The organism is Nocardia cyriacigeorgica (assembly GCF_029868385.1).
GTDB classification, from domain to species: domain Bacteria; phylum Actinomycetota; class Actinomycetes; order Mycobacteriales; family Mycobacteriaceae; genus Nocardia; species Nocardia cyriacigeorgica_F.
In genome coordinates this window covers 100,243-124,319 of the sequence record NZ_JARWNX010000058.1, presented here as the reverse complement: position 1 = coordinate 124,319, position 24,077 = coordinate 100,243, and the positions used below count along the sequence as shown (strand labels likewise).

Annotated in this window: 20 protein-coding genes; 13 read left to right on the top strand and 7 right to left on the bottom strand. The window is 67.6% G+C overall.

Features of this window, described 5'->3' with window-relative positions:
- Nucleotides 1-11: 11 nt before the first annotated feature.
- Complete coding sequence (locus QH168_RS19800) at nt 12-647, bottom strand: TetR/AcrR family transcriptional regulator (RefSeq protein ID WP_280236223.1); 636 nt, start codon at nt 645-647, stop codon at nt 12-14.
- A 156-nt stretch (nt 648-803) separates the two neighbouring features.
- On the opposite strand from QH168_RS19800, the gene abc-f reads away from it, so the two are divergent.
- From abc-f to QH168_RS19775, 5 genes are all read left to right on the top strand, one after another.
- Nucleotides 804-2,414, top strand: coding sequence for a ribosomal protection-like ABC-F family protein (gene abc-f / locus QH168_RS19795; RefSeq protein WP_280236222.1), 1,611 nt, complete (start codon nt 804-806; stop codon nt 2,412-2,414).
- Nucleotides 2,415-2,497: 83 nt separating this feature from the next.
- Complete coding sequence (locus QH168_RS19790; RefSeq protein ID WP_432421141.1) at nt 2,498-3,100, top strand: CatB-related O-acetyltransferase; 603 nt, start codon at nt 2,498-2,500, stop codon at nt 3,098-3,100.
- Nucleotides 3,101-3,253: 153 nt separating this feature from the next.
- On the top strand, nt 3,254-3,610 hold the full coding sequence (locus tag QH168_RS19785; protein ID WP_280236220.1) for a nuclear transport factor 2 family protein: 357 nt from the start codon (nt 3,254-3,256) through the stop codon (nt 3,608-3,610).
- Nucleotides 3,611-3,644: 34 nt separating this feature from the next.
- Nucleotides 3,645-4,064, top strand: a complete 420-nt coding sequence (locus QH168_RS19780) for a hypothetical protein (protein ID WP_280236219.1) — start codon at nt 3,645-3,647, stop codon at nt 4,062-4,064.
- 261 nt (nt 4,065-4,325) lie between these two features.
- A complete protein-coding gene (locus QH168_RS19775; RefSeq protein WP_280236218.1) occupies nt 4,326-5,456 on the top strand; it encodes a serine hydrolase domain-containing protein in 1,131 nt (376 codons plus the stop codon).
- Nucleotides 5,457-5,500: 44 nt separating this feature from the next.
- Here the strand turns inward: QH168_RS19775 and QH168_RS19770 are convergent, their stop codons facing one another.
- Nucleotides 5,501-5,974 (bottom strand): winged helix-turn-helix transcriptional regulator, encoded by a 474-nt coding sequence (locus tag QH168_RS19770; protein ID WP_280236217.1) that lies wholly within the window; start codon nt 5,972-5,974, stop codon nt 5,501-5,503.
- An 85-nt stretch (nt 5,975-6,059) separates the two neighbouring features.
- Between QH168_RS19770 and QH168_RS19765 the strand changes: the two genes are divergently transcribed.
- Complete coding sequence (locus tag QH168_RS19765; RefSeq protein WP_280236216.1) at nt 6,060-7,286, top strand: MFS transporter; 1,227 nt, start codon at nt 6,060-6,062, stop codon at nt 7,284-7,286.
- A 361-nt stretch (nt 7,287-7,647) separates the two neighbouring features.
- Nucleotides 7,648-8,787, top strand: a complete 1,140-nt coding sequence (locus QH168_RS19760; protein ID WP_280236214.1) for a DUF2235 domain-containing protein — start codon at nt 7,648-7,650, stop codon at nt 8,785-8,787.
- 5 nt (nt 8,788-8,792) lie between these two features.
- Here the strand turns inward: QH168_RS19760 and treY are convergent, their stop codons facing one another.
- Together treY and glgX are read right to left on the bottom strand one after the other, a co-directional pair.
- A complete protein-coding gene (treY, locus tag QH168_RS19755; protein WP_280236255.1) occupies nt 8,793-11,189 on the bottom strand; it encodes a malto-oligosyltrehalose synthase in 2,397 nt (798 codons plus the stop codon).
- A gap of 59 nt (nt 11,190-11,248) precedes the next feature.
- Nucleotides 11,249-13,366 (bottom strand): glycogen debranching protein GlgX, encoded by a 2,118-nt coding sequence (gene glgX, locus QH168_RS19750; RefSeq protein ID WP_280236213.1) that lies wholly within the window; start codon nt 13,364-13,366, stop codon nt 11,249-11,251.
- A 489-nt stretch (nt 13,367-13,855) separates the two neighbouring features.
- Here glgX and QH168_RS19745 point away from each other — a divergent pair, with 489 nt between their 5' ends.
- The gene (locus tag QH168_RS19745) at nt 13,856-15,124 is read left to right on the top strand and encodes an adenosylmethionine--8-amino-7-oxononanoate transaminase (RefSeq protein WP_280236212.1); all 1,269 of its coding nucleotides are present in this window, start codon (nt 13,856-13,858) and stop codon (nt 15,122-15,124) included.
- A gap of 137 nt (nt 15,125-15,261) precedes the next feature.
- Here the strand turns inward: QH168_RS19745 and QH168_RS19740 are convergent, their stop codons facing one another.
- Complete coding sequence (locus QH168_RS19740; protein ID WP_280236211.1) at nt 15,262-15,636, bottom strand: cupin domain-containing protein; 375 nt, start codon at nt 15,634-15,636, stop codon at nt 15,262-15,264.
- A 60-nt stretch (nt 15,637-15,696) separates the two neighbouring features.
- Between QH168_RS19740 and QH168_RS19735 the strand changes: the two genes are divergently transcribed.
- The 5 genes from QH168_RS19735 (at nt 15,697) to QH168_RS19715 (ending at nt 21,675) form a co-directional block, all read left to right on the top strand.
- On the top strand, nt 15,697-16,167 hold the full coding sequence (locus QH168_RS19735) for a MarR family winged helix-turn-helix transcriptional regulator (RefSeq protein WP_280236210.1): 471 nt from the start codon (nt 15,697-15,699) through the stop codon (nt 16,165-16,167).
- A gap of 290 nt (nt 16,168-16,457) precedes the next feature.
- The gene (locus tag QH168_RS19730; RefSeq protein WP_280236209.1) at nt 16,458-17,606 is read left to right on the top strand and encodes an 8-amino-7-oxononanoate synthase; all 1,149 of its coding nucleotides are present in this window, start codon (nt 16,458-16,460) and stop codon (nt 17,604-17,606) included.
- A 79-nt stretch (nt 17,607-17,685) separates the two neighbouring features.
- On the top strand, nt 17,686-18,366 hold the full coding sequence (gene bioD, locus QH168_RS19725; protein ID WP_280236208.1) for a dethiobiotin synthase: 681 nt from the start codon (nt 17,686-17,688) through the stop codon (nt 18,364-18,366).
- Nucleotides 18,367-18,836: 470 nt separating this feature from the next.
- Nucleotides 18,837-20,432, top strand: a complete 1,596-nt coding sequence (locus tag QH168_RS19720; RefSeq protein ID WP_280236207.1) for a GMC oxidoreductase — start codon at nt 18,837-18,839, stop codon at nt 20,430-20,432.
- Between the two features lie 106 nt (nt 20,433-20,538).
- On the top strand, nt 20,539-21,675 hold the full coding sequence (locus tag QH168_RS19715) for a phage tail tip lysozyme (RefSeq protein ID WP_280236206.1): 1,137 nt from the start codon (nt 20,539-20,541) through the stop codon (nt 21,673-21,675).
- Nucleotides 21,676-21,754: 79 nt separating this feature from the next.
- Here QH168_RS19715 and QH168_RS19710 read toward each other — a convergent pair whose 3' ends face one another.
- Both QH168_RS19710 and QH168_RS19705 read right to left on the bottom strand, forming a co-directional pair.
- Nucleotides 21,755-23,326: a DHA2 family efflux MFS transporter permease subunit gene (locus QH168_RS19710; RefSeq protein ID WP_280236205.1), complete on the bottom strand. Its 1,572-nt coding sequence runs from the start codon at nt 23,324-23,326 to the stop codon at nt 21,755-21,757.
- Nucleotides 23,323-23,925: a MarR family winged helix-turn-helix transcriptional regulator gene (locus QH168_RS19705; protein WP_280236204.1), complete on the bottom strand. Its 603-nt coding sequence runs from the start codon at nt 23,923-23,925 to the stop codon at nt 23,323-23,325. The genes QH168_RS19710 and QH168_RS19705 overlap by 4 nt, the downstream gene beginning before the upstream one ends.
- Between the last annotated feature and the right edge of the window lie 152 nt (nt 23,926-24,077).

Here is a 24,077-nt window from a genome sequence, read left to right as displayed (position 1 = left end):
GACCGAAGGGCTCAGGAGTGCTGCCGGGTGAAGGCTCCCGCCGCCGCGGCTCGCGCGGTGCTGTCGGCGATCCGGTCCGGGAGGTCGGGGTCGGGTGGGGTCCGCAGTAGGACCAGGTGGTGGTAGATCGGTGCGGTGGCCGCGATCAGCACGGCCCGCGCGTCGGTCTCCGGTGGCACGTCACCGCGGCGTAACGCGCGCTCCACGACGATCTCGCACTGTGCGTACCGGCCCTCCCATAGCCGCTGCAACGCGCGCGCCGCTTCCTCCGACCGAAACGACACCGCGATCAGGGCGGCCGCGATCGACGGCTGTTCGGTCAGCGACTCCTGGATCTCCTCGTTCAGCGCGGCCAGATCACCGCGCAGGGTGCCGGTATCGCGTGGCTGCCAATCGATATCGCCCGCCGCGGCGAACACATCGGCGATCAGTCCGCCGACATCGCGCCACCGGCGATACACGGTCGCGCGATGCACCCCGGCGCGCGCGGCGACGGTGTCGATGGTGAGCGCGTCGTAGCCGTGTTCGGTCAGTTGGGCGTGCACCGCGGCCAGGACCTGGGTGCGGATGCGGGCGGTGCGGCCGCCGGGTCGCGGCCGGGGTGTGGTGGACGGCGGGGCGTCGTCGGAGGGTGCTGCGGAATTCATCGTCGGTCATCCGATGCTTGACGAAACAGAACGGAGCCTGCATTCTATTACGACAGTTGTCGCACTAGTGAGGTTTGCCGATGCTCATTCGAAGTGTTCACCCGACCCAGCGGTCCCTGATGTCCGCGCCGTCCTCGAATGCTTCGGAGTGTGTCCATGCCAACCCAGATCACCGCGCTCGCGGTCACCAAGTCCTTCCACGGTCGGACCGTCCTCGACGACGTGTCCTGCTCGCTCGGCGCGGGTGAGCGCACCGGCATCATCGGCGAGAACGGGTCGGGTAAGACCACCCTGCTGCGCCTGTTCGCCGGGCGCGAGCGGCCCGATCAGGGCGAGATCATCGTCCGATCCGATGGTGGGGTCGGCTATCTCGCCCAAGATGAGCAGCTGCCGCCGCAGCTGACGGTCCAGGCGGTCGTCGACCGAGCCCTCGGCGAATTGCGTGCCATCGAGCGACGCATGCGTCGGCTGGAGACGGCCATGTCAACGGGCGACGAGTCCGCGATGGCCGAATACGGCGAGCTGATGACGGTATTCGAACTGCGCGGCGGCTACGACGCCGACGCCAGGGTCGAGCAGGCCCTGCACGGTCTCGGCCTCGGCCTGGTGGATCGCGGCCGAACCGTCGGCGGGCTGTCCGGCGGGGAACAGGTGCGTCTGCGTCTGGCCGCGCTGCTCGCGGCCGGTCCCGAGGTGCTGCTGCTCGACGAACCGACCAATCACCTCGACGACGACGCCCTGACCTGGCTCGAAGATCATCTGCGCGCCCGCAGCGGCACCACCGTGGCCGTCTCCCACGACCGGGTCTTCCTCGAACGCGTCGTCACCAGCCTCTTGGAGGTCGATGCGGACCGGCGTCGCGTCGTCCGACACGGCAACGGCTACCACGGATTCCTCACCGAGAAGGCGGCGGCGCGACAGCGGTGGGAGCAGTCCTATGCGCAATGGCAGGCCGATATCCACCACCTCCGCGACACCGCCGCCACCACCGCGCGCGCCGTCGCTCCGGGTCGAGCCATGCGCGATAACAACAAGATGGCGTATGACCGGGCAGGCGGTCGGGTGCAGCAGTCGCTGGCGAGCCGGGTCCGCAATGCCGAGGAACGGTTGCGTCGGCTGCTCGCCGACCCGGTGCCGCCACCGCCGCGACCACTGCGTTTCCGGCCCGCGCTGCACACCGGCCAGGTGCGTGGTGCGGTGCTGGAAGCCACCGGCATCGCGGTCGAGGGCCGTTTGGAACGGACCGATCTCACGCTCGCCGCGGGTGAGCGGTTGCTGATCACCGGTCCCAACGGTTCGGGCAAGAGCAGCCTGTTGCGTGTGCTGGCCGGTGAACTCGCCCCTGACAGCGGCACCGTCACCCGCCGGGGTCGCATCGGTTATCTCGCACAGCAGCCACCGCCCGCCGAGCCGGGAGACACGGTGCTTGCCGCGTTCGCTCGCGGCCGCACCGGCGACCCCGACCGGTATGCCGAACAACTGTTGTCGCTCGGTCTGTTCGAGCGCGCCCAGCTGCGGGCGCGGGTGGCGGAGCTGTCCACCGGGCAGCGGCAGCGGCTGGCGCTGGCCCGGCTGGTCGTCGAACCGACCGAGGTGCTGTTGCTCGACGAGCCGACCAACCATCTGTCGCCCGGACTGGTGGAGGACCTCGAGGCCGCTTTGGCCGACTATCGCGGTGCGCTGGTGATCGTGAGCCACGATCGTCGGCTGCGTCAGCGCTGGCGGGGCGAGCGCCTCGACCTGCGGGCGTCGGCATCGGTCGCCTGAGCTTTTCCGAACCCCGAATACCCCGTACCCGAAGGAGTTTTCCTGTGCCCAACGCCCCCGCCGACCCGACCGTGCTCCATCCCATGCCCGGCCAACCGCGAGTGGTGCTACTGAAACCACTGGTCACCTCGCCCCTCATCGAGGTGGGGGAGTTCACCTATTACGACGACCCCGACGACGCCACCGCCTTCGAAACCCGCAATGTGCTCTACCACTACGGGCCGGAGAAGCTGATCATCGGGAAGTTCTGCGCCATCGCCACCGGGACGCGGTTCATCATGAACGGCGCCAATCACCGCATGGACGGCCCCTCGACGTTCCCGTTCCCCACCATGGGCGGTTCATGGGCGGCCCATATCGACCTGCTCACCGACCTGCCCAATCGCGGCGACACCGTGATCGGCAACGATGTCTGGCTCGGCAACGGCGTCACGGTGCTACCCGGTGTGCGGATCGGCCACGGCGCGATCATCGGCGCCGGCTCGGTGGTCACCGGCGATGTACCGGATTACGGCATCGTCGGCGGCAATCCGGCCCGCCTCATCCGCACCCGCTACGACGACCGCGATACCGCCCGGCTGCTGGCGGTGGCCTGGTGGGACTGGCCCGTGCAGCACATCACCGAGCATGTGCGCACCATCATGTCCGGCAGCATCGACGATCTCGAAGCGGCCGCCCCGGCGTGAGGCGCCGGACGCAGGCACTGCGCGAAGGGTAGGTAATCGGCCGCGAAAAGTACTTATAGATGACTGATTCGGCGACCCCCTGTCCGCCCATAACGTAGTTCTCATCAACCGATCAGGCGGAGAAACCGCAGATCAAACGTTATGGAGGACAGGATGAACACTCTCGTCGCGCAGTACCTGGAAGCCTGGAACACCACCGACGCGCAGGCTCGCGCCGCCGCCGTCGCACGGGTCTTCACCCCCGACGCCACCTACGTCGACCCGCTGGTGTCGGTCACCGGCCACGAGCAGCTGGCCGCCGCCATCGCGGGAGTGCAGGCCCAGTTCCCCGGCTGGGTGTTCCGGCCCGCCGGTCCCGTCGACGGCCACCACGACCAGGTGCGCTTCACCTGGGAACTCGGCCCCGTCGACGGCCCGGCGGTCGTCGTGGGCTTCGACGTCGCGATCATCGCCGACGGCCGCATCGCCAGCGTCTACGGCTTCCTCGACAAGGTTCCCGCCGCCGCCTGATCCGACCACCCCTCGCCTCTTCTCAGGAGTCATCATGACCACCACCGCTCCCGGCCACCTGTCCACCCTGCTCGCTCCCGGGCCCGCCCTGCTGCGGATCTCGCTGCGCCTCGACGCGGTGGTGACCGCCGCCAACGGACTCGCCTACCTGGCCCTGTCCGGTCCGATCGAATCCCTGCTCGGCCTCGACCGCGCCGTCGGCATCCCGATCGGCATCTTCCTCACCCTGTACGGCATCGGCGTCGCCCTCGTCGGACTCCCGGCGCAGATCAATACCACGGCCGTGCGCACCGTCATCGCGGGCAACACGGCCTGGGTGGTGCTGAGCCTGGCTGCCGTCTTCGTGATCGGACTGGATCTGACCGTGGTCGGCGGAGTCTGGGGCGTACTGCAAGCAATCGTCGTCGGCGGATTCGCGGCCATGCAATACGCGGGATTGCAGCGGGCTCGATAAGCAAAAATGTCTGAAGCGCAATCGAATACCGGAAATCCGGTCGGCCCCCGCCGACCGGATTTCCGGCGATATCGGATCGCACCTCGACGTATCGACGTCCTGGTGGCAGTGGGAGGAAGGGTGTGTCACCGCAGCTTGGAATGCCACTGCTCAGGGGTATCGACAATGCGGGGGCGGCTGCGGGATCTGATACTGCGGTGTGAGGTCGTGCGGTACTGCGGTGCGATGTGGGTGTGGGTCGGGGGTTTCTACCGTCGGGTCATGCGTATGCGAGTTCTTGCTCTGGCGGTCTGCACGGCTGCGGTGGTCCTGTCGGCATGTACGACGAGTTCGGTCGAGTCCACTTCGGTGGCCGAGGTCGGTGAGGCTCGCGTGGACACGGTGCGGGGTGACCTCGAGGCGATGGTGCGGGCGGGAGCCGTCGGGGCCATGGCGACGCTCACCGAGGGTGACTCCACCACGGTCGTGACTGCCGGTCTCGCTGATATCGGTGCGGGTGAACCGATTCCGGCCGATCCGCCGCAGCATGTTCGGGTCGGTAGCGTCACCAAGACGTTCACCGCTGCGATCGTGTTGCAGCTGGCGGCCGAAGGGCGGATCGATCTGGACCGGTCGATCGACACGTATCTGCCCGGTCTGCTCACCGGCGATGGCGTGGACGGGCGCGCCATCACGGTCCGCCAGATCCTGAGCCATCGCAGTGGTCTGCCCGAGCCGGTCGTCGCGCCGGAGATGAACGAGCATCGGGCGGCGGTGGACGGGATCACCACTACGCCGGTGGAGGTGATCGGGCTCGCCTTGCGGCAGCCCGCGCGGTTCGCGCCCGGCGCCCGCTTCGAGTACGCCAATATCAACTACATCGTCATCGGTATGTTGATCGAGGCGGTGACCGGGAACCGCTACACCGACGAGCTGCGCGACCGCATCCTCACTCCGCTGGGCCTGGCGGACACCTACCTGCCCGCCACCGGGGAAACCGGTCTGCGCGAACCGCATCCGACCGGCTACACCACCGTCGACGGCGCCGCGCTCGACGAGACGAGCATGGAACCGTCGGTGCCGTGGACATCGGGCGCGCTGGTGAGCACCGGCGCCGACCTGAACCGATTCTTCACCGCGCTACTGGCCGGTGAGGTGTTGCCGCCGACCCAACTGCGGCAGATGCTCGACGGAATCGATATGGGCAACGGCGACGGCATCTCCTACGGCCTCGGTATCGGATACTTCGAACTACCTTGCGGTGCACGATATGTCGGCCATACCGGCGACGTCCGCGGCTTCTCCACGATCTCCGGTGCGACCGCGGCAGGCCGATCGGTCACCTACTCCTACACCGGCACGCCCGCCCCCGTCGATATCGGTGCTGTGCTCACCCATGCCCTGTGCGGATGAACCTCCGGCACCGTATCAGCCATGGCCCCACTACTTCTCACGGATCAGTGATCTCCCGATGCGTCCGGTTCGCCCACCTTCCGGACGCGGGTTGTCGCCGCGGTGACGATCTCGCCGCCGAGATTTTCGGGGCGTAGCGGGGCGATCGCGCCGCCATCGCGGCCCACGAGGACGGAATGGGGTTCGTCGGCGGCGAAGGCGTGGCGTTCGCCCCACTGGCGCAAGGCCACGACGAGGGTGAACAGGTCCCGGCCCGCCGCGGTGAGTTCGTAGCGGTGCCGTTTACCGCCGGTGGTGGTCGTGGTGAGGATGCCGTGGTCGACGAGCCTGCGCAGCCGGTCGGTGAGGATATTGCGGGCGATCCCGAGCCGCTGCTGGAAGTCGGTGAAGCTCGCCGCGCCATCCATGGCGTCGCGCACGATCAACAGACTCCACCGGTCTCCCATGAGGTCGACGGTGCGTGCGACGGGGCAGGTGGGATCGGTCCACTCGCGGCCGGAGCCGAGCGGCGTCGGCATGGCACTCCTCCCAATTGGTTGCGATTTGAAACCATTATGCCCTACTCTCCAAATGGTTTCATTTTGCTACTTATTGGGAGGTCTGGTGGTCACGGGAGTAACCCGGTGCCAGCGAGCAGTGCTGGCGCTGGTGTGCGCGGTGGCGGTGTCGACGGTCTATGCGATTCAGCCGGTGCTGGCGGCGGCGGGCGCTGACCTGGGGCTGACCAGCGAGTCGCTCGGTGGGTTGGTCGCTGCTGGGCAAATCGGCTACTTCGTCGGCCTGATCCTGTTGGTGCCGCTCGGCGACGTGCTGAATCGTCGCAGGCTCATCACCGTGCATCTGGTACTCACCGGCGTGGGAGCCGCGATCGTGGCCGCCGCGCCGAACGGTGTCCTCGCGATGGTAGGGGCGGCGCTCGCGGGACTGTTCGCGGTGGTCGTTCAGGTGACCGTCGCCTACGTTGCCGCTGTCTCCGCACCTGGTGAGCGTGGCCGCAATATCGGTGCGGTCACTTCCGGTGTGGTGGTCGGAATCCTCGGCGTGCGAGTCGTCGCCGGTGCGTTGGGTGACACGGTCGGCTGGCGGTCGGTGTACGCGCTGCTCGCGGTGCTGTGCGTGGCGCTGGCCCTCACCGTCCCCACGATGCTCGACTCTCACAGCGGAACTCCCGGCGCTCGGTACGGGCAGGTGCTGGCGTCGATGTGGCGGCTCGTGCGTACCGATCGCCTGTTTCTGAGCCGCGGCCTGATCGCCTTGTTCCTCTTCGCGTCCTTCGGAACCCTCTGGAGCGGACTCGCTCTCGTCCTCGGCGCCGAGCCGTGGAGTTTCGGCACGACACAGATCGGCCTGTTCGGCCTGGTGGGCTTGGCCGGTATATTGGGCGCCGCCCGCGCGGGACGCTGGGCCGACTCCGGTCGCGCACAGACGATCACCGGCTACGCACTGGCTCTGCTCACCGTCACCTGGCTGCTCATCGCCCGCACCGAAACGACGCTGTGGCTGCTCATCGTCGGCATCGTCCTGCTCGACTTCGCCGTCCAGGCAGTGCATGTCGCCAACCAGCACCTGCTGACCACGGCCCACCCGGACCGCGCCAGCAGCGTCATCGGTGCGTACATGGCCTTCTACTCCCTCGGCTCCGCTCTCGGTGCGATCACCACCACGTGGGCCTACAGCATCTGGGGCTGGCCCATCTCCTGCGCGCTCGGCGCTGCCTTCTCTTTCACCGCACTGGTCGTGTGGGGACTGGCCCGCATCACCCGGCGCGATGCCGCGATCAGCCTCCGGCCTCGATCGGAGCGCCGAGACGCGGCGTCGCTGCAATGCTGACCGGCGATCCGATATCGGCTGCCGGAACCGGCCGGAACGCACGGCAGTGGTACGCCCGTCACATCGCTCGCCTCGGCCATCGGTCCCCGGTGGCTCGGCGACGTTCGGGGCGGTGGCTGAATGCCTCTACGGTGCGTTGCCACGCCGGTAGTCGGCGCGCAACTCGGCGTACATCGCTGTAGCGCGGCATCCGCGCGTATCCGGCGGCCCGACGGTCTTCGGAAATGTGAGACGGCTGTCGCCTCAGGTGGTTACGGTGGAGCGAGTAATCGGGCGATTAACGGTCCCGGGGGCGGGAACGAATATTCGGGTAGTGGAGTACGCGGGTCCCGGAGCGGGGTGCGGCGGGAGGATCGGGGTTATGAAACGTCTTGTGGTGTGCTGCGACGGCACCTGGAAGGCCGAGTCCAGCACGACGGTATCCAACATCATCAAGATCGCGCAGACCATCCGGTACAGCGCGCCCGACGAGCGCGGCGAACCGGTGCAGCAGTGGGTGACCTACGTATCCGGTCCCGGTGCGCGCGGCTTCCTCGCCGACCGGTTGATGGGCGGCGCGTTCGGCTTGGGGCTGGAGGCGAACCTGTCGGCCGCCTACTGGCATCTGGCGCTGAACTGGGAACCGGGCGATCAGATCTTCATCTTCGGTTTCAGCCGCGGTGCCTACACCGCCCGCAGCCTGGCCGGGCTGATCGGCCGGATCGGCATCATGACGCCGGAAGCCATGATCGACGGCAAGTATCCGCAGGCCCTTGCCATCCACAAGCAGCCGGTGCCGCCCGAGGGGGTCATCCCGGCGCAGTGGGAGGATTTCCGGCGCGAGAACTGCCATCCGGGTCCGGCGAAGATCGATTTCCTCGGCGTCTTCGACACCGTCGGTGCGCTCGGCGTGCCGGGGCTGACGTCGCTGCGGCACAAGTTCCACGACGTCCGGTTGGGCACGAACGTGCACTGCGCACGGCAGGCGTTGGCCATCGACGAACGGCGCCGCAATTTCGAACCCTGCCTGTGGGAGGTTCCGGTGGAGCCGAACGTGAAGTACCGCAGGGGTTTCCAACGGGTCAAGCAGGTGTGGTTCGAAGGCGTGCACAGCGATATCGGCGGCGGCTACACCGAATGCGGACTGTCGGACATCACGCTGCGCTGGATGGTGGCCGAGGCCGAATCGGTGGGTCTGGTGTTCGACCGCGACCGCCTGGAGAACCTGTCCGAACGCTGCGGCGGCGCCGACCACATGGCGCGCCACGATTCGCTCGGTATCGGCTACCGCATCCTGAATCTGCTGCGCACGCTGCGCAATCCGCGCAGTCGACGGTTCCACTGGGATTCCTGGCGCAAACTCGGCATCGCCGACGATATCGGCATCCGGCTGGCATCCTGCACCCAGAACGACGACTACCGCCCCGCCAACCTGAGCCGCTGGCAGGAGGATCTGGGCGGGATGTTCCCGGAGGAACTGATCGAGAAGACCGTCCCGGTGAGCGCTCAACTGGGCGATTGAGCGCGTCAGCGCACCAGCAGCGCCACCGGCAGCCGGGCGAACAGCTTCTCCAACCGGGCCCGCCCCTGGAAGGTGTGCCCGGTGAGCCGGTCGGTCCAGGTGCCCTGCGGCAGATCCAGCACGGTGTCACCCCAGCCGGACTCGGCCAATGACACGCTGTGCCTGGTCGCGGCCACGATGATCTCCGGCGCCTCACCGGTGCGGCCCCGCGCATACGACACCAGTTTCCCCGCCTGCTCACCGGTCGCGAACAGCGGCAGATACGTGCCGCCGACGAAACAGTCCGGCCGCTCCCGACGCAACCATAGCGCATAGGCCACGATCCACATCTTCGCCGCACCGGTGGTATCCAAACCCGGTGTGCCGGTGAGCGATTGCAGCATGCCGACGCGGGTCGCGAAATCCACCGGCCGCCGATTGTCCGGGTCGACCAGCGAGTCCTCCCACAGCTCACAGCCCTGATAGATGTCCGGGATGCCGGGCCCGCACAGTTGCAGCAGTTTCTGCGACAGCGCGTCGGTCCAGGCGTGCGGTGCGAGTTCGTGCACCAGATCGCCGAGGGCGGAGCCGACCGGGCCGTCGATCACCGCGTCCAACCAGGTGTGCACCGCGGATTCGAACTCGGGATCGGGTTCCTCCCATGAACTGTGTTCACCCGCTTCGCGTACCGCCTTCTCCGCGAACCGGTGCAACCGATCCCGCAGCCCCGGCACCGAGGCGGCGGGGCGTCCGTCGGCGGGCCAGACACCGAACATGTTCTGGAGCAGGAACAGCGTGGTCGCACCGTCGGGGCCGGGTGTGCGCTCCTGCCAGGAGGCCACCGACCGGGCCCACCGCGTCGCCACCTGCGACAGCACCCCGATGCGGGCGCGCACATCCTCACCGCGTTTGGTGTCGTGGGTGGACAGCGTGGTCATGGTGGCGGGCCAGCGTTGCGCGCGTTCACTGTTGGCGAGATGGAACTCGTTGAGCGAATAGCCGAACCGGCCCGGATTGCCGCCCACCTCCTGGAGCGACACCAGCCGCGCCGCCCGATAGAACATGGTGTCCTCGACGGCCTTCGCGGTGATCGCACCACCCACCTGGCTGAACCGCACCGCCGCCTCACCACCGGTGGCCAGCGCCGCCACCAGCACCGACAGCGGTGCGGTGAGTTCACTGTTGCGTTTTTCCACATCGGCGACCACGGCACCGGTCATCCCGGCCAGCGGGGCGTAATCCACCCGGTACACCGGCATGAACGCCAGCACCTCGATGGTCGCGTTGGTCAACGCCATATCGCTGATCCCGGAGGCGTCGAATCCGTTCACACCCGCATCGCGTTTGATCGCCGCCACCAACCGCCGGATCTCCGGGGCCAGAATGCTCTCGGCGACAGCGCGTTTGATGCGATGCTGCTTCTCGCCGATCCAGGCGCGGTCGCTGCCGTGTCCGGCGAAATGCTGGGACAGCTCGGTCAGCGTCTGCTCACCCTCCGGATCGATCAGCACCCCGCCCACATCGGCGAGCGCGTCGTAGCCGGTGGTGCCGTCGATGGGCAGCGTCGCGTCCAGCGGTTCCCGGTTGGCCAGGATCTTCTCCACCAGCAGCAGCCGATGCGGCCCGATCAGACTGCGCAGCCGCGACAGATACGCCGCGGGATAGGACAGGCCGTCGGGATGATCCACCCGCACACCGTCGATCAACTCGTGCTCACACCACGCCGCCAGCTCACGATGGGTGGCCTCGAAAACCTCCCGATCCTCCTGCCGCAGCGCCGCCAACCCACTCACCGCGAAGAACCGGCGATAGCTGCACAGCCCGGACTTCCAGCTGACCAGCCGATAATGCTGTTTGTCGTGGATGCGCAGCGCATTGTCGCCATCGGTGTCCGGGGCGATGGGGAAACGCAGATCGTGCAGGGCCAGCATCGGCTCCGGGCCGGACCGGTCGACGGTCAGCGCCGCCGGATCGTTCTCGCTCTGCAATACCGGCAGCGCCAGCCGCCCGCCCGTGCCGTTGACCGGGCTCCAATCGATATCGAAATAGTGCGCGTACTGCGATTCCGGACCGTATCGCAGCACATCCCACCACCACGCGTTCTGCCGCGGATCGCCCACACCCACATGGTTGGGGACCAGATCGATGATCAACCCCATCCCGCGGCTGCGCACCTCGTCCGAGAGCGCCTTGAGTCCGCCGGGCCCACCGAGCGCGGCCGACACCGTGGTCGGGTCGGTGACGTCGTAGCCGTGGGTCGACCCGTGCGCGGCGGTCATCACCGGCGACAGATACAGATGTGAGATGCCCAGTTGCTGTAGGTATTCGGCGATGACGGCGGCGTCGGCGAAGGTCAGCGCGTCCGGACGGAGTTGCAGCCGGTAGGTGCTGCGGATCGGCGTCGCCCGAGCCGGGCGGCGCATGGACTGTGGATCGGTGAGATGCGTGGCGGTCAGGTTCTTCTCGGTCATGTTCGTATCGGTCAGGCGGTGCGGCGGAGGACGAGCAGACAACGGGCGGTGACGGTGACGGTGCTCGCCGCGGCATAGCTGGCCTCGGTGCGTCCGTCGGGTGCTGAACAATCCAGGGCGACCGACCATTCGGCGCCGAAATCGTGGGCGGGGAGGGTGAAATCGAGTGCGCTGTCGTGGGCGTTGAAACACAGCAGGAACGAATCGTCGGTGATGCGTTCGCCGCGCGGGCCCGGCTCCTGGATGCCCGCACCGTCGAGGAACACCGCCAGCGACCGGCCGAAACCGCTGTCCCAGTCGGCGTCGGTCATCTCCGCGCCCGTGGGCGTGAGCCAGGCGATATCGCGCGGATGGCCGGTGTCGCGGCTCGGGCCGCCCGCCAGGAACCGGCGTCGGCGGAACACCGGATGTGTGGTACGCAACGCGATCGCGGTGCGGGTGAAGTCGAGCAGATCGGCGTTCTTGTGCGCCAGCGACCAATCCATCCACGCCAGTTCCGAATCCTGGCAGTAGACATTGTTATTGCCGGACTGGGTGCGGCCCATCTCGTCACCGTGTGCGAGCATCGGTGTGCCCTGGCTCAGGATCAGGGTGGCGAGCAGATTGCGTGACTGGCGTGCCCGCAGGGCGAGCACCTCAGGATCGTCGGTTGGGCCTTCCACACCGCAGTTCCAGGACCGGTTGTGGCTTTCGCCGTCGCGGTTGCCTTCGCCATTGGCCTCGTTGTGCTTGTCGTTGTAGGACACCAGATCGCGCAGGGTGAACCCGTCGTGCGCGGTGATGAAATTGATCGAGGCGCTCGGTCGGCGCCCGGTCGCCTCGTACAGATCCGAGGAGCCGGTGAACCGGGACGCGAACTCGCCGAGCGTCGCATGTTCACCGCGCCAATAGTCGCGGACGGTATCGCGGTATTTGCCGTTCCATTCGGTCCACAGACTCGGGAAATTGCCGACCTGATAGCCGCCCTCACCCACATCCCACGGTTCGGCGATGAGTTTGACCTGGCTGACCACCGGGTCCTGCTGCACCAGATCGAAGAACGTGGACAACCGGTCCACATCGTGCAGTTCGCGCGCCAGGGTGGCGGCCAGATCGAAGCGGAAACCGTCCACATGCATCTCCAGCACCCAGTAGCGCAGCGAATCCATGATCAGCTGCAAGGTGTGCGGATGGCGCACATTGAGGCTGTTGCCGGTGCCGGTGTAATCCATGTAGTGCGCGGGCTCGTCGTCCATCAGGCGGTAGTAGGCGGCATTGTCGATGCCACGGAAACCGATGGTCGGCCCGAAATGGTTCCCCTCCGCGGTGTGGTTGTACACCACGTCCAGGATCACCTCGATGCCCTCGGCGTGCAATGCGCGCACCATCGCCTTGAATTCGGTCACCGCCGCACCGGCCCGGCCGCCCGCCGCGTACTCGTGATGCGGGGCCAGATAGCCGACACTGTTGTAGCCCCAATAATTGCGCAGGCCCTGGTCGAGCAGGATACGGTCGTGCAGGAACTGGTGCACCGGCATCAGTTCGATCGCGGTGACGCCGAGTCCGCGCAGATGCTCGATGATCGCCGGATGCGCCAGGCCCGCGTAGGTGCCGCGCAGTTCCTCGGGGACGTCAGGGTGAGTGATGGTCATGCCCTTGACGTGCGCCTCGTAGATCACCGTCTCGTGATACGGCCGTTTCGGCGGACGATCGGAACCCCAGTCGAAGAACGGGTTGATCACCACACCGGTCATCGTGTGGCCCAGCGAATCCTGACCGAAGGTGTACAGCGACGGATGGTCGGCGAACGTGCCATCGAATGCCTTGCCGTACGGATCGAGTAGCAGTTTGCTCGGATCGCAGCGCAGGCCCCGCTGCGGATCGTAGGGCCCGTGCACCCGGAACCCGTACCGCTGACCCGGCCCGACACCCGGCAGATAGGCGTGCCAGACATGCCCGTCGACCTCGTCCAACCCGATGCGCGTCTCGTCGCCGTGTTTGTCGACCAGGCACAACTGCACCGCGTCGGCGACCTCGGTGAACACCGAGAAATTCGTCCCCGCCCCGTCGTAGGTCGCGCCCAGCGGATACGCGCTACCCGGCCAGACACCGAGCGGTGCCGCGGCGGAAGCGGAGTCGGGCGAAACCATGGCAACGACCCTAACCGGCGTTACTGTGCCGCCGCTGCGGCCCTGCGCGTTGAGTGGGCGGGCGGTGTGCGGTAGAGGCCCGCACTCGGCGGCGATACGCGAGGCGCTCGGTGCGCCTACCGGTAGGGGTGCGTGTTCGCGGTGGCGCCGGATGTGGCGTCGTCGTCGGTACGTCCAATGCAGGGGCTCGCGGACGGCGTGGGCTGGTGCGTGCAGCATGAAGGGCTGTGGTGGTGCGATCGTCGGCCGGGGTGCCGTAGTGCAGGACGACCTCCGGGGTCGTCGGCCGGGTGTTGTGGCGCGGCGCAGGGTGGGCGCGCACCGGGTCATCGGCATCGGTGTCGATCCCATTCGTGCAGACCCTGCGGGAGCCGGTCGCGGCGACGGCTCGTCCCGGCGTGGTGGCGTCCGCAGGTCCGATGCTAACTTGAACGGTGTTCAAGGCCGCCTGATCGGGGCGGTTCGTCCGCTGGGTGAAGGGTTGCTGTGATGTTGACGCCCGACGAGATCACCGCCATCGACGCGAAACATGTCTGGCACCCGTACGGGGGGTTTCCGGCGACGACCGAGCCGCTGGTGGTGGCGTCGGCGTCGGGGACCAGGCTGACATTGGCCGATGGGCGGGAGCTGGTCGACGGGATGAGTTCCTGGTGGGCGGCGGTGCACGGGTATCGGCATCCGGTGTTGGATTCGGCGCTGCTGATGCAGTCGCAGCGGATGAGTCATGTCATGTTCGGCGGGCTCACCCACGAACCGGCGGCACGGCTGACCGAACTGCTGGTGCGGCTCACTCCCACCGGGTTGGACAAGGTCTTCCTCTGTGACTCCGGGTCGGTGTCGGTGGAGGTCGCGGTGAAGATGTGCCTGCAATATCAGCGCGCGCTCGGGCGGCCCGGTAAACGGCGTCTGCTCACCTGGCGCGGCGGCTACCACGGCGACACCTTCACCCCCATGAGCGTGTGCGACCCCGAGGGTGGCATGCACGCGCTGTGGACCGACATCCTGGCCGAGCAGGTCTTCGTACCCGCCCCGCCGCGCGAATTCGACCCCGGCTACGTCGCCGAACTCGAGCGCGCGCTCACCGAGCACGCCGATGAACTCGCCGCCGTCATCGTGGAACCGGTCGTGCAGGGCGCCGGTGGTATGCGCTGGCATGATCCCCGCTACCTCACCGAGCTACGCCGACTGTGCGACGCCAACGGAGTACTGCTCGTCTTCGATGAGATCGCCACCGGATTCGGCCGCACCGGAACGTTTTTCGCTGCCGAACAGGCCGGTGTCGCGCCCGATGTGATGTGCGTCGGCAAGGCCCTCACCGGCGGCTACCTCACCCTCGCCGCCGCCCTGTGTACCGAGCGGATCGCCGAAACCCTCAGCGCCGCACACGGTGGCCTCATGCACGGCCCCACCTTCATGGGCAATCCGCTGGCTTGCGCGGTCGCCATCGCCTCGACCGAACTGCTGCTCTCGCGCGACTGGCGCGGTGAGGTGCCTCGCATCGAGGGCGAACTCGAAGCGGGCCTCGCCCCGGCGCGAGAGCTGCCTGGCGTCACCGAGGTTCGTGTGCTCGGCGCGATCGGCGTCATCGAACTCGACCACCCCGTCGATATGCGCGCCGCCACCGACGCCGCCGTCTCCGTTGGCGCCTGGCTGCGCCCCTTCCGCAACCTCATCTACACCATGCCGCCGTTCATCAGCACCAGCGCCGACGTCGCCACCATCACCTCGGGGATGCTCGCCGCGGCGAGGGTGGCGTGATCGCTGTGGGTTGCAGTGGTGGGCAATAGGTTTCGAGTCGATCCGACGCCGAAGCCGGTCTGGGATCGGGTGACGCGATCGACCCGACGGCGAGCCCTCGGCGGCTCGGGTCCGCGGACCCGAAGCGCACCACGGTCTCAGGCGATCCAGGGCGGGACGATCGCGGTGTCGCTGTCGGGAGTGCTGGCGCGCGCACCGGCCGGTGCGGTCACAATGGCGGTGAAACCTTCGGGGCCGCAGGTGATCTGGCGGAGGATATCGGCGGCGAGGATCGCGGTGTCTCCGGCTTCGGCGACGAGTGCGGTGCCGTCGAGGTCGATGTCGGCGCGTCCGGTGATGATGGTCCACACCTGCTCGGTGTCGATGTAATGGCGCGGGCCTGATTTGCCCGGCGCCATCTCGACTCGCCACAGCGCCAGTGATGAGCCGCCCTGGGTGGGGGAGGCGAGGGTGGTCATGATGCCGCCGGGGGTTTCGGTGCGGCGGGTGTCGGAGTGTCGGATGACGGTCATGGATGCTCGTCCTTAAGATAGACAATGATGTTGTCCAAATAGTCAACGAGGTTGTCCAATATGTCAAGCGATGGTTTCGAGCTGCCGCTGCGGATGCTGGTCGCTTTCCGTGCGGCCATCGACGAAGTGCACGCCGACCTGGCCGAACGCGGCCACCCCGGCCTGCGGCCGATGCACGGGTTCGTCTTCCAGGCCATCGGGCGCGCGGGCCCGGATGGCTGCACCGCCGCCGACCTCGGGCGCGCACTCGGCATCTCCAAACAGGCGGCGGGCAAACACATCGACGCGCTCGAACGCCTCGGCTATCTACGGCGCGGCCACGACCCCGCCGACGCGCGCCGCAAGGTCTACACGCTCACCGAACAGGCGATCGACTTCCTCGACAAGTCCGCCCAGACCTTCGACCGCATCCACGCCCGCTGGTCCGGGATTCTCGGCGCGGATCGGATGGCCGCGCTCGAAGCCGATCTGCGGACAATCGCGCCGGGTGATCTGTTCCAGATGGATACGCCCAGCTGGTTCAGCACTTGAACCCGATACCCGCCCTGGTCGCTACCGAGTGGAATTCGCTGACGGGCCCGGCGGACGTGGGGTCGGCCCATAGTCCGGTCGGGTGTAGGTGCGAGGTGGATCAACGCGCGGCCGGTTCGGCCGTTGCCCCTGGTCCGGTCGGGTGTGGTGCGAGACGAACCGAGCCGACGACGTCGGCCCCGGTGGCGTTCGTGCTGCCGTATCGGCGGCAGCATTTGCTGCGGCCGCATCCGCGGCGGCCGGTGGCCCCCATCACCCTCCTGAACGCCGTTCAAGTATGGTGTTCAGCTGTGAGTACCGATCCATTGAGCTGGCTGGACGAACGTGCTGCCGAGCGGGTGGGGGCGGGGCTGCGACGGGAGTTGCGGGCGCGGGAACCGCAGTCGCCGTCGATCGATCTGGCATCCAACGACTATCTGGGGCTGGCGCGCCACCCGGAGGTCATCGACGGCGCGGTAGCGGCCGTGCGGCGGTGGGGCGCGGGGTCGACCGGGTCGCGACTGGTCACCGGGACGACCGCCGAACACGAACAACTCGAAGCCGAACTCGCCGAATTCGTGGGCGCCGAAGCCGGGCTGGTCTTCGCTTCCGGATACGCCGCCAACCTCGGCGCGGTGACGGCGCTGGCCGGGCGCGGCTCGTTGATCGTCTCCGATGCGGGCAGTCACGCGTCGCTGGTGGACGCCTGCCGGTTGTCGCGGGCGCGGGTGGAGATCGCACCGCATCGCGATGTCGCGGCCGTGGATCGGCTGCTGGCCGGACGCGCGGAGGAACGGGCGCTCGTGCTCACCGATTCGGTCTTCAGCGCCGACGGTGATCTGGCATCGCTGACCGAACTGCACCGGGTCACCCGGGCCAACGGCGCGGTGCTCATCGTCGACGAGGCGCATGGCCTGGGTGTGCGCGGTACCGGCGGGCGCGGACTGGTGCAGGAAGCCGGTCTGGCAGGGGAACCCGACCTGGTGATCACCGCGACGCTGTCGAAAGCCCTTGCCGCCCAAGGTGGCGCCGTGCTGGCGAGCGAGCGGGTACGCGCCCATCTCATCGACGCCGCGCGCACCTTCATCTTCGACACCGGGCTGGCACCCGCCGCTGTCGGCGCGGCCCGCGCCGCGCTGGGAATCCTGCGCCGCGACCCCGGTATCGCGCAGCGAGTGCTGGACCGCGCCGCCGATATCGCGCGCATCGCCGGTGTGTCACAGCCGGATTCGGCCGTGGTCTCGGTAGTGCTCGGCGAAGCGCAGGTTGCGTTCGACGCCGCCCAGCAGTGCCGGGCCCGCGGACTCGACGTCGGCTGCTTCCGCCCGCCCTCGGTACCGGAGGGCACCTCCCGGCTGCGACTCACCGCCCGAGCGAACCTGACTCCCGACGAGATCGACACCATCGCCATGGTCCTCGGCGAGGTGTTGACCCACGCGCGTGCGGCGGTTCCGGTATGAGGCGTGTGCCGCTCGCGCTCGACGGTCACTCGGTCCCGGCGGGACGCCGCGCCGCCGATCGTGCTGTGCGGGGGGATCGATGACTCCGCTGTTGGTCACCGGGACATCCACCGATATCGGTAAGACCATCGTCACGGCCGCGCTTGCTGCGGTCGCGCGTGAGGCCGGGCGCACCGTCGCGGTGTGCAAACCGGCGCAGACCGGTGTCGCACCGGGTGAACCCGGTGATCTCGCCACGATCGCCGCTCTCGCCGGTGTCACCCGCACGGTCGAACTGGCCCGTTACCCCGAACCGCTGGCCCCCGACACCGCCGCCCGGCGATGCGGGGCGCCCCTGCTCACCCTCGGCGAAACCGTCTCGGCCATCAGCGATCTCAGCGCCGATACCGTCCTCGTCGAAGGTGCGGGTGGGCTGCTGGTCCGCATGGGCGAGTTCACGCTGCTGGATCTGGCCGTCGCACTGTCCGCCCCGGTCGTGCTCGTCACCGCGCCCGGCCTCGGCACCCTCAACCACACCGAACTGACCACCCGCGCACTGGATGCGGCCGGAGTGGAATGCGCGGGCCTGATCATCGGCTCCTGGCCCGCAACCCCCGACCTGGCCATGGAAACCAACCGCACCGACCTGCCCCGCGTCACCGGCGTCGACCTGGTCGGGGCCATCCCGGCCGGTGCGGGCTCATGGGCACCCACCGACTTCCGCGCCGCAGCCGCGAGCTGGCTCGACCCCACCTGGGCGCACCGCCACCTCCTCGCCTGAGTACCGGGCGGGCACCCTGCTGGTATCCGGCGAGGTGGCCCCATGTCGCCGCGCGGGATGGATTCCACTTCGCCCGACGGCGGCCGACGCGGCGCCGCTGCGCAGAGTTGTCGTGCACGCGCACATCCCGTGCCGACAACCGGCGAGCAGCTCGGTCGCCCCGGCCTCCGTCGGCCCCGACACAGCCGCCCGCGTCAACTCCGATTCGCCCGCGTCCACGTACGACAGTCGGGCATTCGGCCAGACCCCAGCCGCCGCTCACCCCGCCATACGATCCGCGAGTGGCACCTCATGGAGGTAAACGTCGAGAAGGCCGCGCAATGAGGTAGCACTGGGCGGACGGATTCTGGCGGATTGTGCCCGGGGGACGCGGAGGTGCAGTAACTTCGCTACTCAGTAACTGGGTTACTGGCGCCTGGCTCGTCGTTGCGAGGTGTGACCAGCACCCGTGGCTCGTCGTGAGGACTTCCATGTCAGTGATCTCCCGCCGCTCCCTGCTGGCCGGGGCGGTGGCCGCAGGTGCCGCGCTCACCGCTGTGCGGACCTTCGACCCGAGGCCGGGGATCGCCGCCCGGGTCAATGGCGTTCGGCTCACTCGGGAGGAGCATCGGGTGGTGGTGGTCGGGTCCGGGTTCGGCGGTGGGGTGACGGCGTTGCGGCTGGCGCAGGCCGGTGTGCCGGTGGTGCTGCTCGAACGTGGCATGCGCTGGCCGACAGGACCGAACGCGGAAACCTTCCCGAGAGCGTCCGCACCGGACAAGCGCATCCTGTGGCATCGCTCCAGCCCGAATCTGTTCGGGCGGCCGCTGGCCTTCGAGCCCTACACCGGTCTGGTCGAGGCGGTGCCGGGAGAGAACATGACGGCGTTGTGCGCGGCGGGGCTCGGGGGCGGTTCGCTGATCTACCAGGGCATGTCGCTGCAACCGGACGAGGCGGTGTTCGCCGGGCACTTCCCGGCCGAACTCGACTGGGCGAGGATGGACCGCGTCCACTATCCGCGGGTCGCGCGGATGCTCGGCCTTGCCGTCGCCCCGGACGACCTGGTCGCGAGCCCGAACTACGCGGCGGCGCGCGTCTTCGCCGACCATGTGCGTCGCGCCGGGCTGCCGCTGTCGAAGATCCCGATGCCCATCGACTGGAACTTCGCCCTGGCCGAACTGCGCGGGGAGATGAAGCCGTCCTACACCAACGGTGACGGTGCGATGGGCGTCAACAACGGCGGCAAGCACTCCGTCGACGTCACCTATATCGCGGCGGCCGAGGCGACCGGGCGGGTGCAGGTGCGGACCCAGCACGAGGTCACCGATATCGAACGCGGCCCCGACGGACGCTGGATCGTCCACGTCGATCGGATCGACACCGCGGGCGTCGTCCAGGAGAACATCATCCTCACCACCGGCGCCCTCGTGCTGGCCGCTGGCAGCCTCAACACCACCGCACTGCTGGTGCGGGCGGCGGCGAGGGGTCTGATTCCCGACCTGCCCGACGGTCTCGGGCAGAACTGGGGCACCAACGCCGACCGGATCTACGTATGGCACAACCCGGTCGCGGATTTCGGTCCCGCGCAAGGCGGTCCGGTGGTGTACGGCAGTCTGAACTGGTCGGATCCACGGGCCGCGCATACGCTCATCCAGGCATCGATACCGCCGATGCCGATCGATCCGACGAGCACCATGATGGTCGGCTACGGCGTCAGCGACGGGCGCGGCGCGTTCACCTACGATTCCGCGACCGAGCAGGCGGTGCTGCACTGGCCGGCCGACGGCGATTCCCACATCCAGGACAACCACATCGGGCCGACGGCCCACCGCATCGCGGGCCCGGGCACCGCGCTGCTCGACACCAATGCCGCCTTCCCGTCCACCTGGCATCCGCTGGGCGGCGCGAGTATGGGCAGCGTCTGCGATCCGGCGGGCCGGGTGCTCGGCCAGCGCGGGCTCTACGTGCTCGACGGCGCGCTGATGCCGGGCAATACCGCCGCGTGCAATCCGTCGATGACGATCGCGGCGGTGGCCGAACGCGCGCTCGATCATCTCGTCGCCAGTGATGTCGGCACCGTGATCTGACCGGTGGCGGGTCTGCGGTACGTCGACCTCGATGTCCGCAGCCCGGAAATCCCTTCCCATTCGCGGGAGTACCAGCGACAGTGGTGGCCTGTGGATTCTGCTATGTATGCAGGTGCTCGACCGGCATGGCGGGACAGAGTCGCCGCCGTGCGGTGTGTGTGGGAGGTGGACGGTGGCCCCGGATCCAGTGAGCTTTCGGCGTTTTTCCGACGCGCCCATCCTGAACCCGTATATCGCCCGAACCGAAGCGACGCTGGAGGCCCTGAAGAAGGGGCTCGGTGATAAGACCGCGACCCGGATCACGGCCAAGTACCTGGATGGACTCGGTGATGCGAAGATGCCGGGGGACGGCGAGCTGAAGAAGGAATACAACCTTCGCGCCGGGGACGTCAAAGACTACAAGGACCAATGGAACTCGCTCGACGATCAGATCGCCGAGATGGCTGCCGCGTCCGCTGATGTGGCCAATGAGGTGACTGCCCAGGTCGATGCTCTCGAGAAGGCAGTCGACGAAATTCTGGCCGACGTTGTCGACGACCCGCCGGACCGCCCGACCCCGGCTGAGCAGGTCGGTGCTGTCGAGGCGATCGACAAGGTCATCGGCAAAGCGGTCGATGCGGTCTGGGACGCCTTCAACGAACTGGACCGGCAGGCGTGGAATTCACCTCCAGGAGGAGGGAATCCGCAGAACGGCGGTGCCCCGTCGGGTGGCGGGGCACCACCGTGGACACCGAATTTCGGCAGCAACCTGCCCGCCGATATCTACGAGGGCGGGTCCCCGGCCACGAACGCGACCGCGACACCGCTGGATGGTGGTGAGCGAGCCACGGCCGAAAACATCTACAAGCGACTCCTCGAGCACGGTCTCACCCCTGCACAGGCAGCCGGAGTGCTCGGCAATATGCAGGTCGAAGCGCCCGGATTGAATACCGGGGCCTACAACCCGAAAGAAGGTGCGTACGGGTTGTGTCAGTGGCTCGGCGGACGGCGCCAGAATCTCGAAGCCTTCGCCGCAGCACAGGGCAAGCCGGTCGGTGATTGGAAGACTCAGGTCGACTTCATGATGCATGAGCTGCGCGGCGAGGAATCCGCGGCATATCGCAGGCTATTGGCCACAGATACGCCAGGGGCAGCGGCGGCGGTGTTCGATGAGTACTACGAACGAAGCGACGGCACGTTTCGTGACCAGCGGGTCGCCAACGCGGACGGCATCGCGGCCAGTATGGCCAACGTCTCCGTATAGACATTCCCGGTCGATGAACGCCACGGTCCCCGCGTGAAAGATTCACGCAGGGACCGTGGACGTTCGCCGATTGCTCGACTCAGTGCATCATGACCGGAGCCTTCGACTGCTCACCCTCGATCTGTGCCGCATCCTTCTTGCGGGGCAGGAAGAACGAGGCGATCAGGGTGACCAGGCACAGGAACGCCGCGACCAGGTAGCTGGTGGAGAACGCCGAAGCCATATCGTCGAGGACGATCGACTGGAACTTCTCACCCATCGACTGGATGTACTCCAGGATCGACGGATCCGGCGCGGTGCCGGTGCGTTCGGCTTCACCGACGGCTTGGGCCGCCGATACCGGTTCCGAGGCCTTGAACTGGTTGGTCAGCACCACCGAGATGATGGCGACACCGACCGAACTCGCGATCTGCTGCGCGATATTGAGCAGCGTGGAACCACGGGCCACCTCATGCTCGCTGAGCGTCCGCAGCGCGGCCGTCATCAGCGGCATCATGGTGCCACCCATGCCGAGACCGAGCACGAACAGCAGGCCGAGCAATATCGGGTAGGAGGTGTGCGCATCGGTCTGCGACAGCCCGAACATCGCGACGGTGATGGTGGCCATGCCGATCGGCACGATCCGCCCGACCGGCAGCTTATCGGCCAGCGCACCCGCCAGCGGCATGGTGAGCATGGTGCCGAGACCCTGCGGCGCCACCAGCAGACCCGCCATCAGCGGGCTCTCACCGCGCACCTGCTGGAAGTAGGTGGGCACCAGCAGCAGACCACCGAAGAACGAGGCCGCGAACAGGAACATGGTGATCGTCGAGATCGACAGGTTGAAGTTCTTGAACAGCCGCAGATCCAGCAGCGGATGCTTGGGCTTGAACGAGTAGAACACGAACGCGATCACCAGCAGACCGCCGATGAGCATGGTTGCCCACACCTTCGGCGCGGCGAGGGTGCCCTCCTCCGGGATGGTGGAGACACCGAACAGGAACAGCGCCAGACCCGGCGACAGCATCAGCATGCCGATCACGTCGAAGCTCTCGCTCGGCTGCGGATCGTCCTTGGGCAGCACAATGTAGGCGTACACCAGCGAGATGGCGCCGATGGGCAGGTTGATCAGGAAGATCCAGTGCCAGGAGGCGTTGTCGATCAGCCAGCCGCCGAGGATCGGGCCGAGGATCGGGCCCAGCAGCATCGGGATACCGAGGATCGCCATGAGGCGGCCGATCCGCTCGGGCCCCGCGGCCTTGGTCATGATTGTCATGCCGAGCGGCATCAGCATGCCGCCGCCGAGACCCTGGATCACACGGAACGCGATCAGCGCCTCGATGCTCCAGGCCAGTGCGCACAGCACCGAACCGCCGGTGAACAGCACCAGCGCGCTCAGATAGAGGCGTTTGGTGCCGAATCGGTCGGCGGCCCAGCCGGTCAGCGGGATCACCGTCGCCAGGGCGAGGGTGTAGGCGGTGACCGTCCAGGCCACCGTGGAGTAGTTGGCGACATCGAACTCGGTCTGGAATGTCGGCAGTGCGACATTGACCACGGTGATGTCGAGAATCGACATGATGGCGCCGAGGACGACGACACCGGCGACCTTCAGTACGGCGCCGTCGATCTTGTCGGGTACCGCTGCGGCGGTATTGCCGGCGGACTTGCTCACGAGGGGTCTCCCGTCGATACGGCTGGGATGGTTTGCACCGAGGCGAGTGCCCCGGAGTCGAGCACGCCGAGGACGGCGGCGTGCAGATCGTCGCGAACGTCATCCGGCAGACGTTCGACGAGACGGTCGAGAGTTTCGCGATGGCACATCATCTGATCGCGAATGACCGCTCGCCCGTGTGCACTGAGGCCGACCAGCTTCACTCGCCGGTCCTCTGGGCTCTCGTCCCTGGTCAGCAAACCGAGACGAACGAGTCGATCCACATTGCGCCCCGCCGCGGTCACCGATAGCGAGAGTCGTTCGGCGATGGTGTGGATGGGCAGCTGCTGACGATCGTCGTGGCCGAGGACGAACATGGTACGTGCTTGGGACAGCGACAGATCCAAGGCGACGAGCTGGTCGACGCCCTCGGTTCGGCTCGCGCTGAACAGGCCCGTCAGGAAACGCTCGAGCGCATCTCCGAATCCCATGTCACTCGCCACCGCGCGATCATATTGGCAAGGCAATAGTCGCGCACAAGCGAATATCGCGCGTTTGTGTCCAATGTCACGCCCGTCGGCGGGCGAGAAATTATAGGGGTGGAGCGCCGCGCGCGTCACCTGAACGACGGTAGTCCCGTATTCGCCGGTGTGCCTGCGAAAATTTTCTGACTCGCCGACGTGAGGCGGAGCTCTTGTGGCGAGTCTCATGCGGTCGGATCATCGTGCGCCGCCGGGTGGAATCGGCGGTGTGCTGGACCGTCCGATAGCGC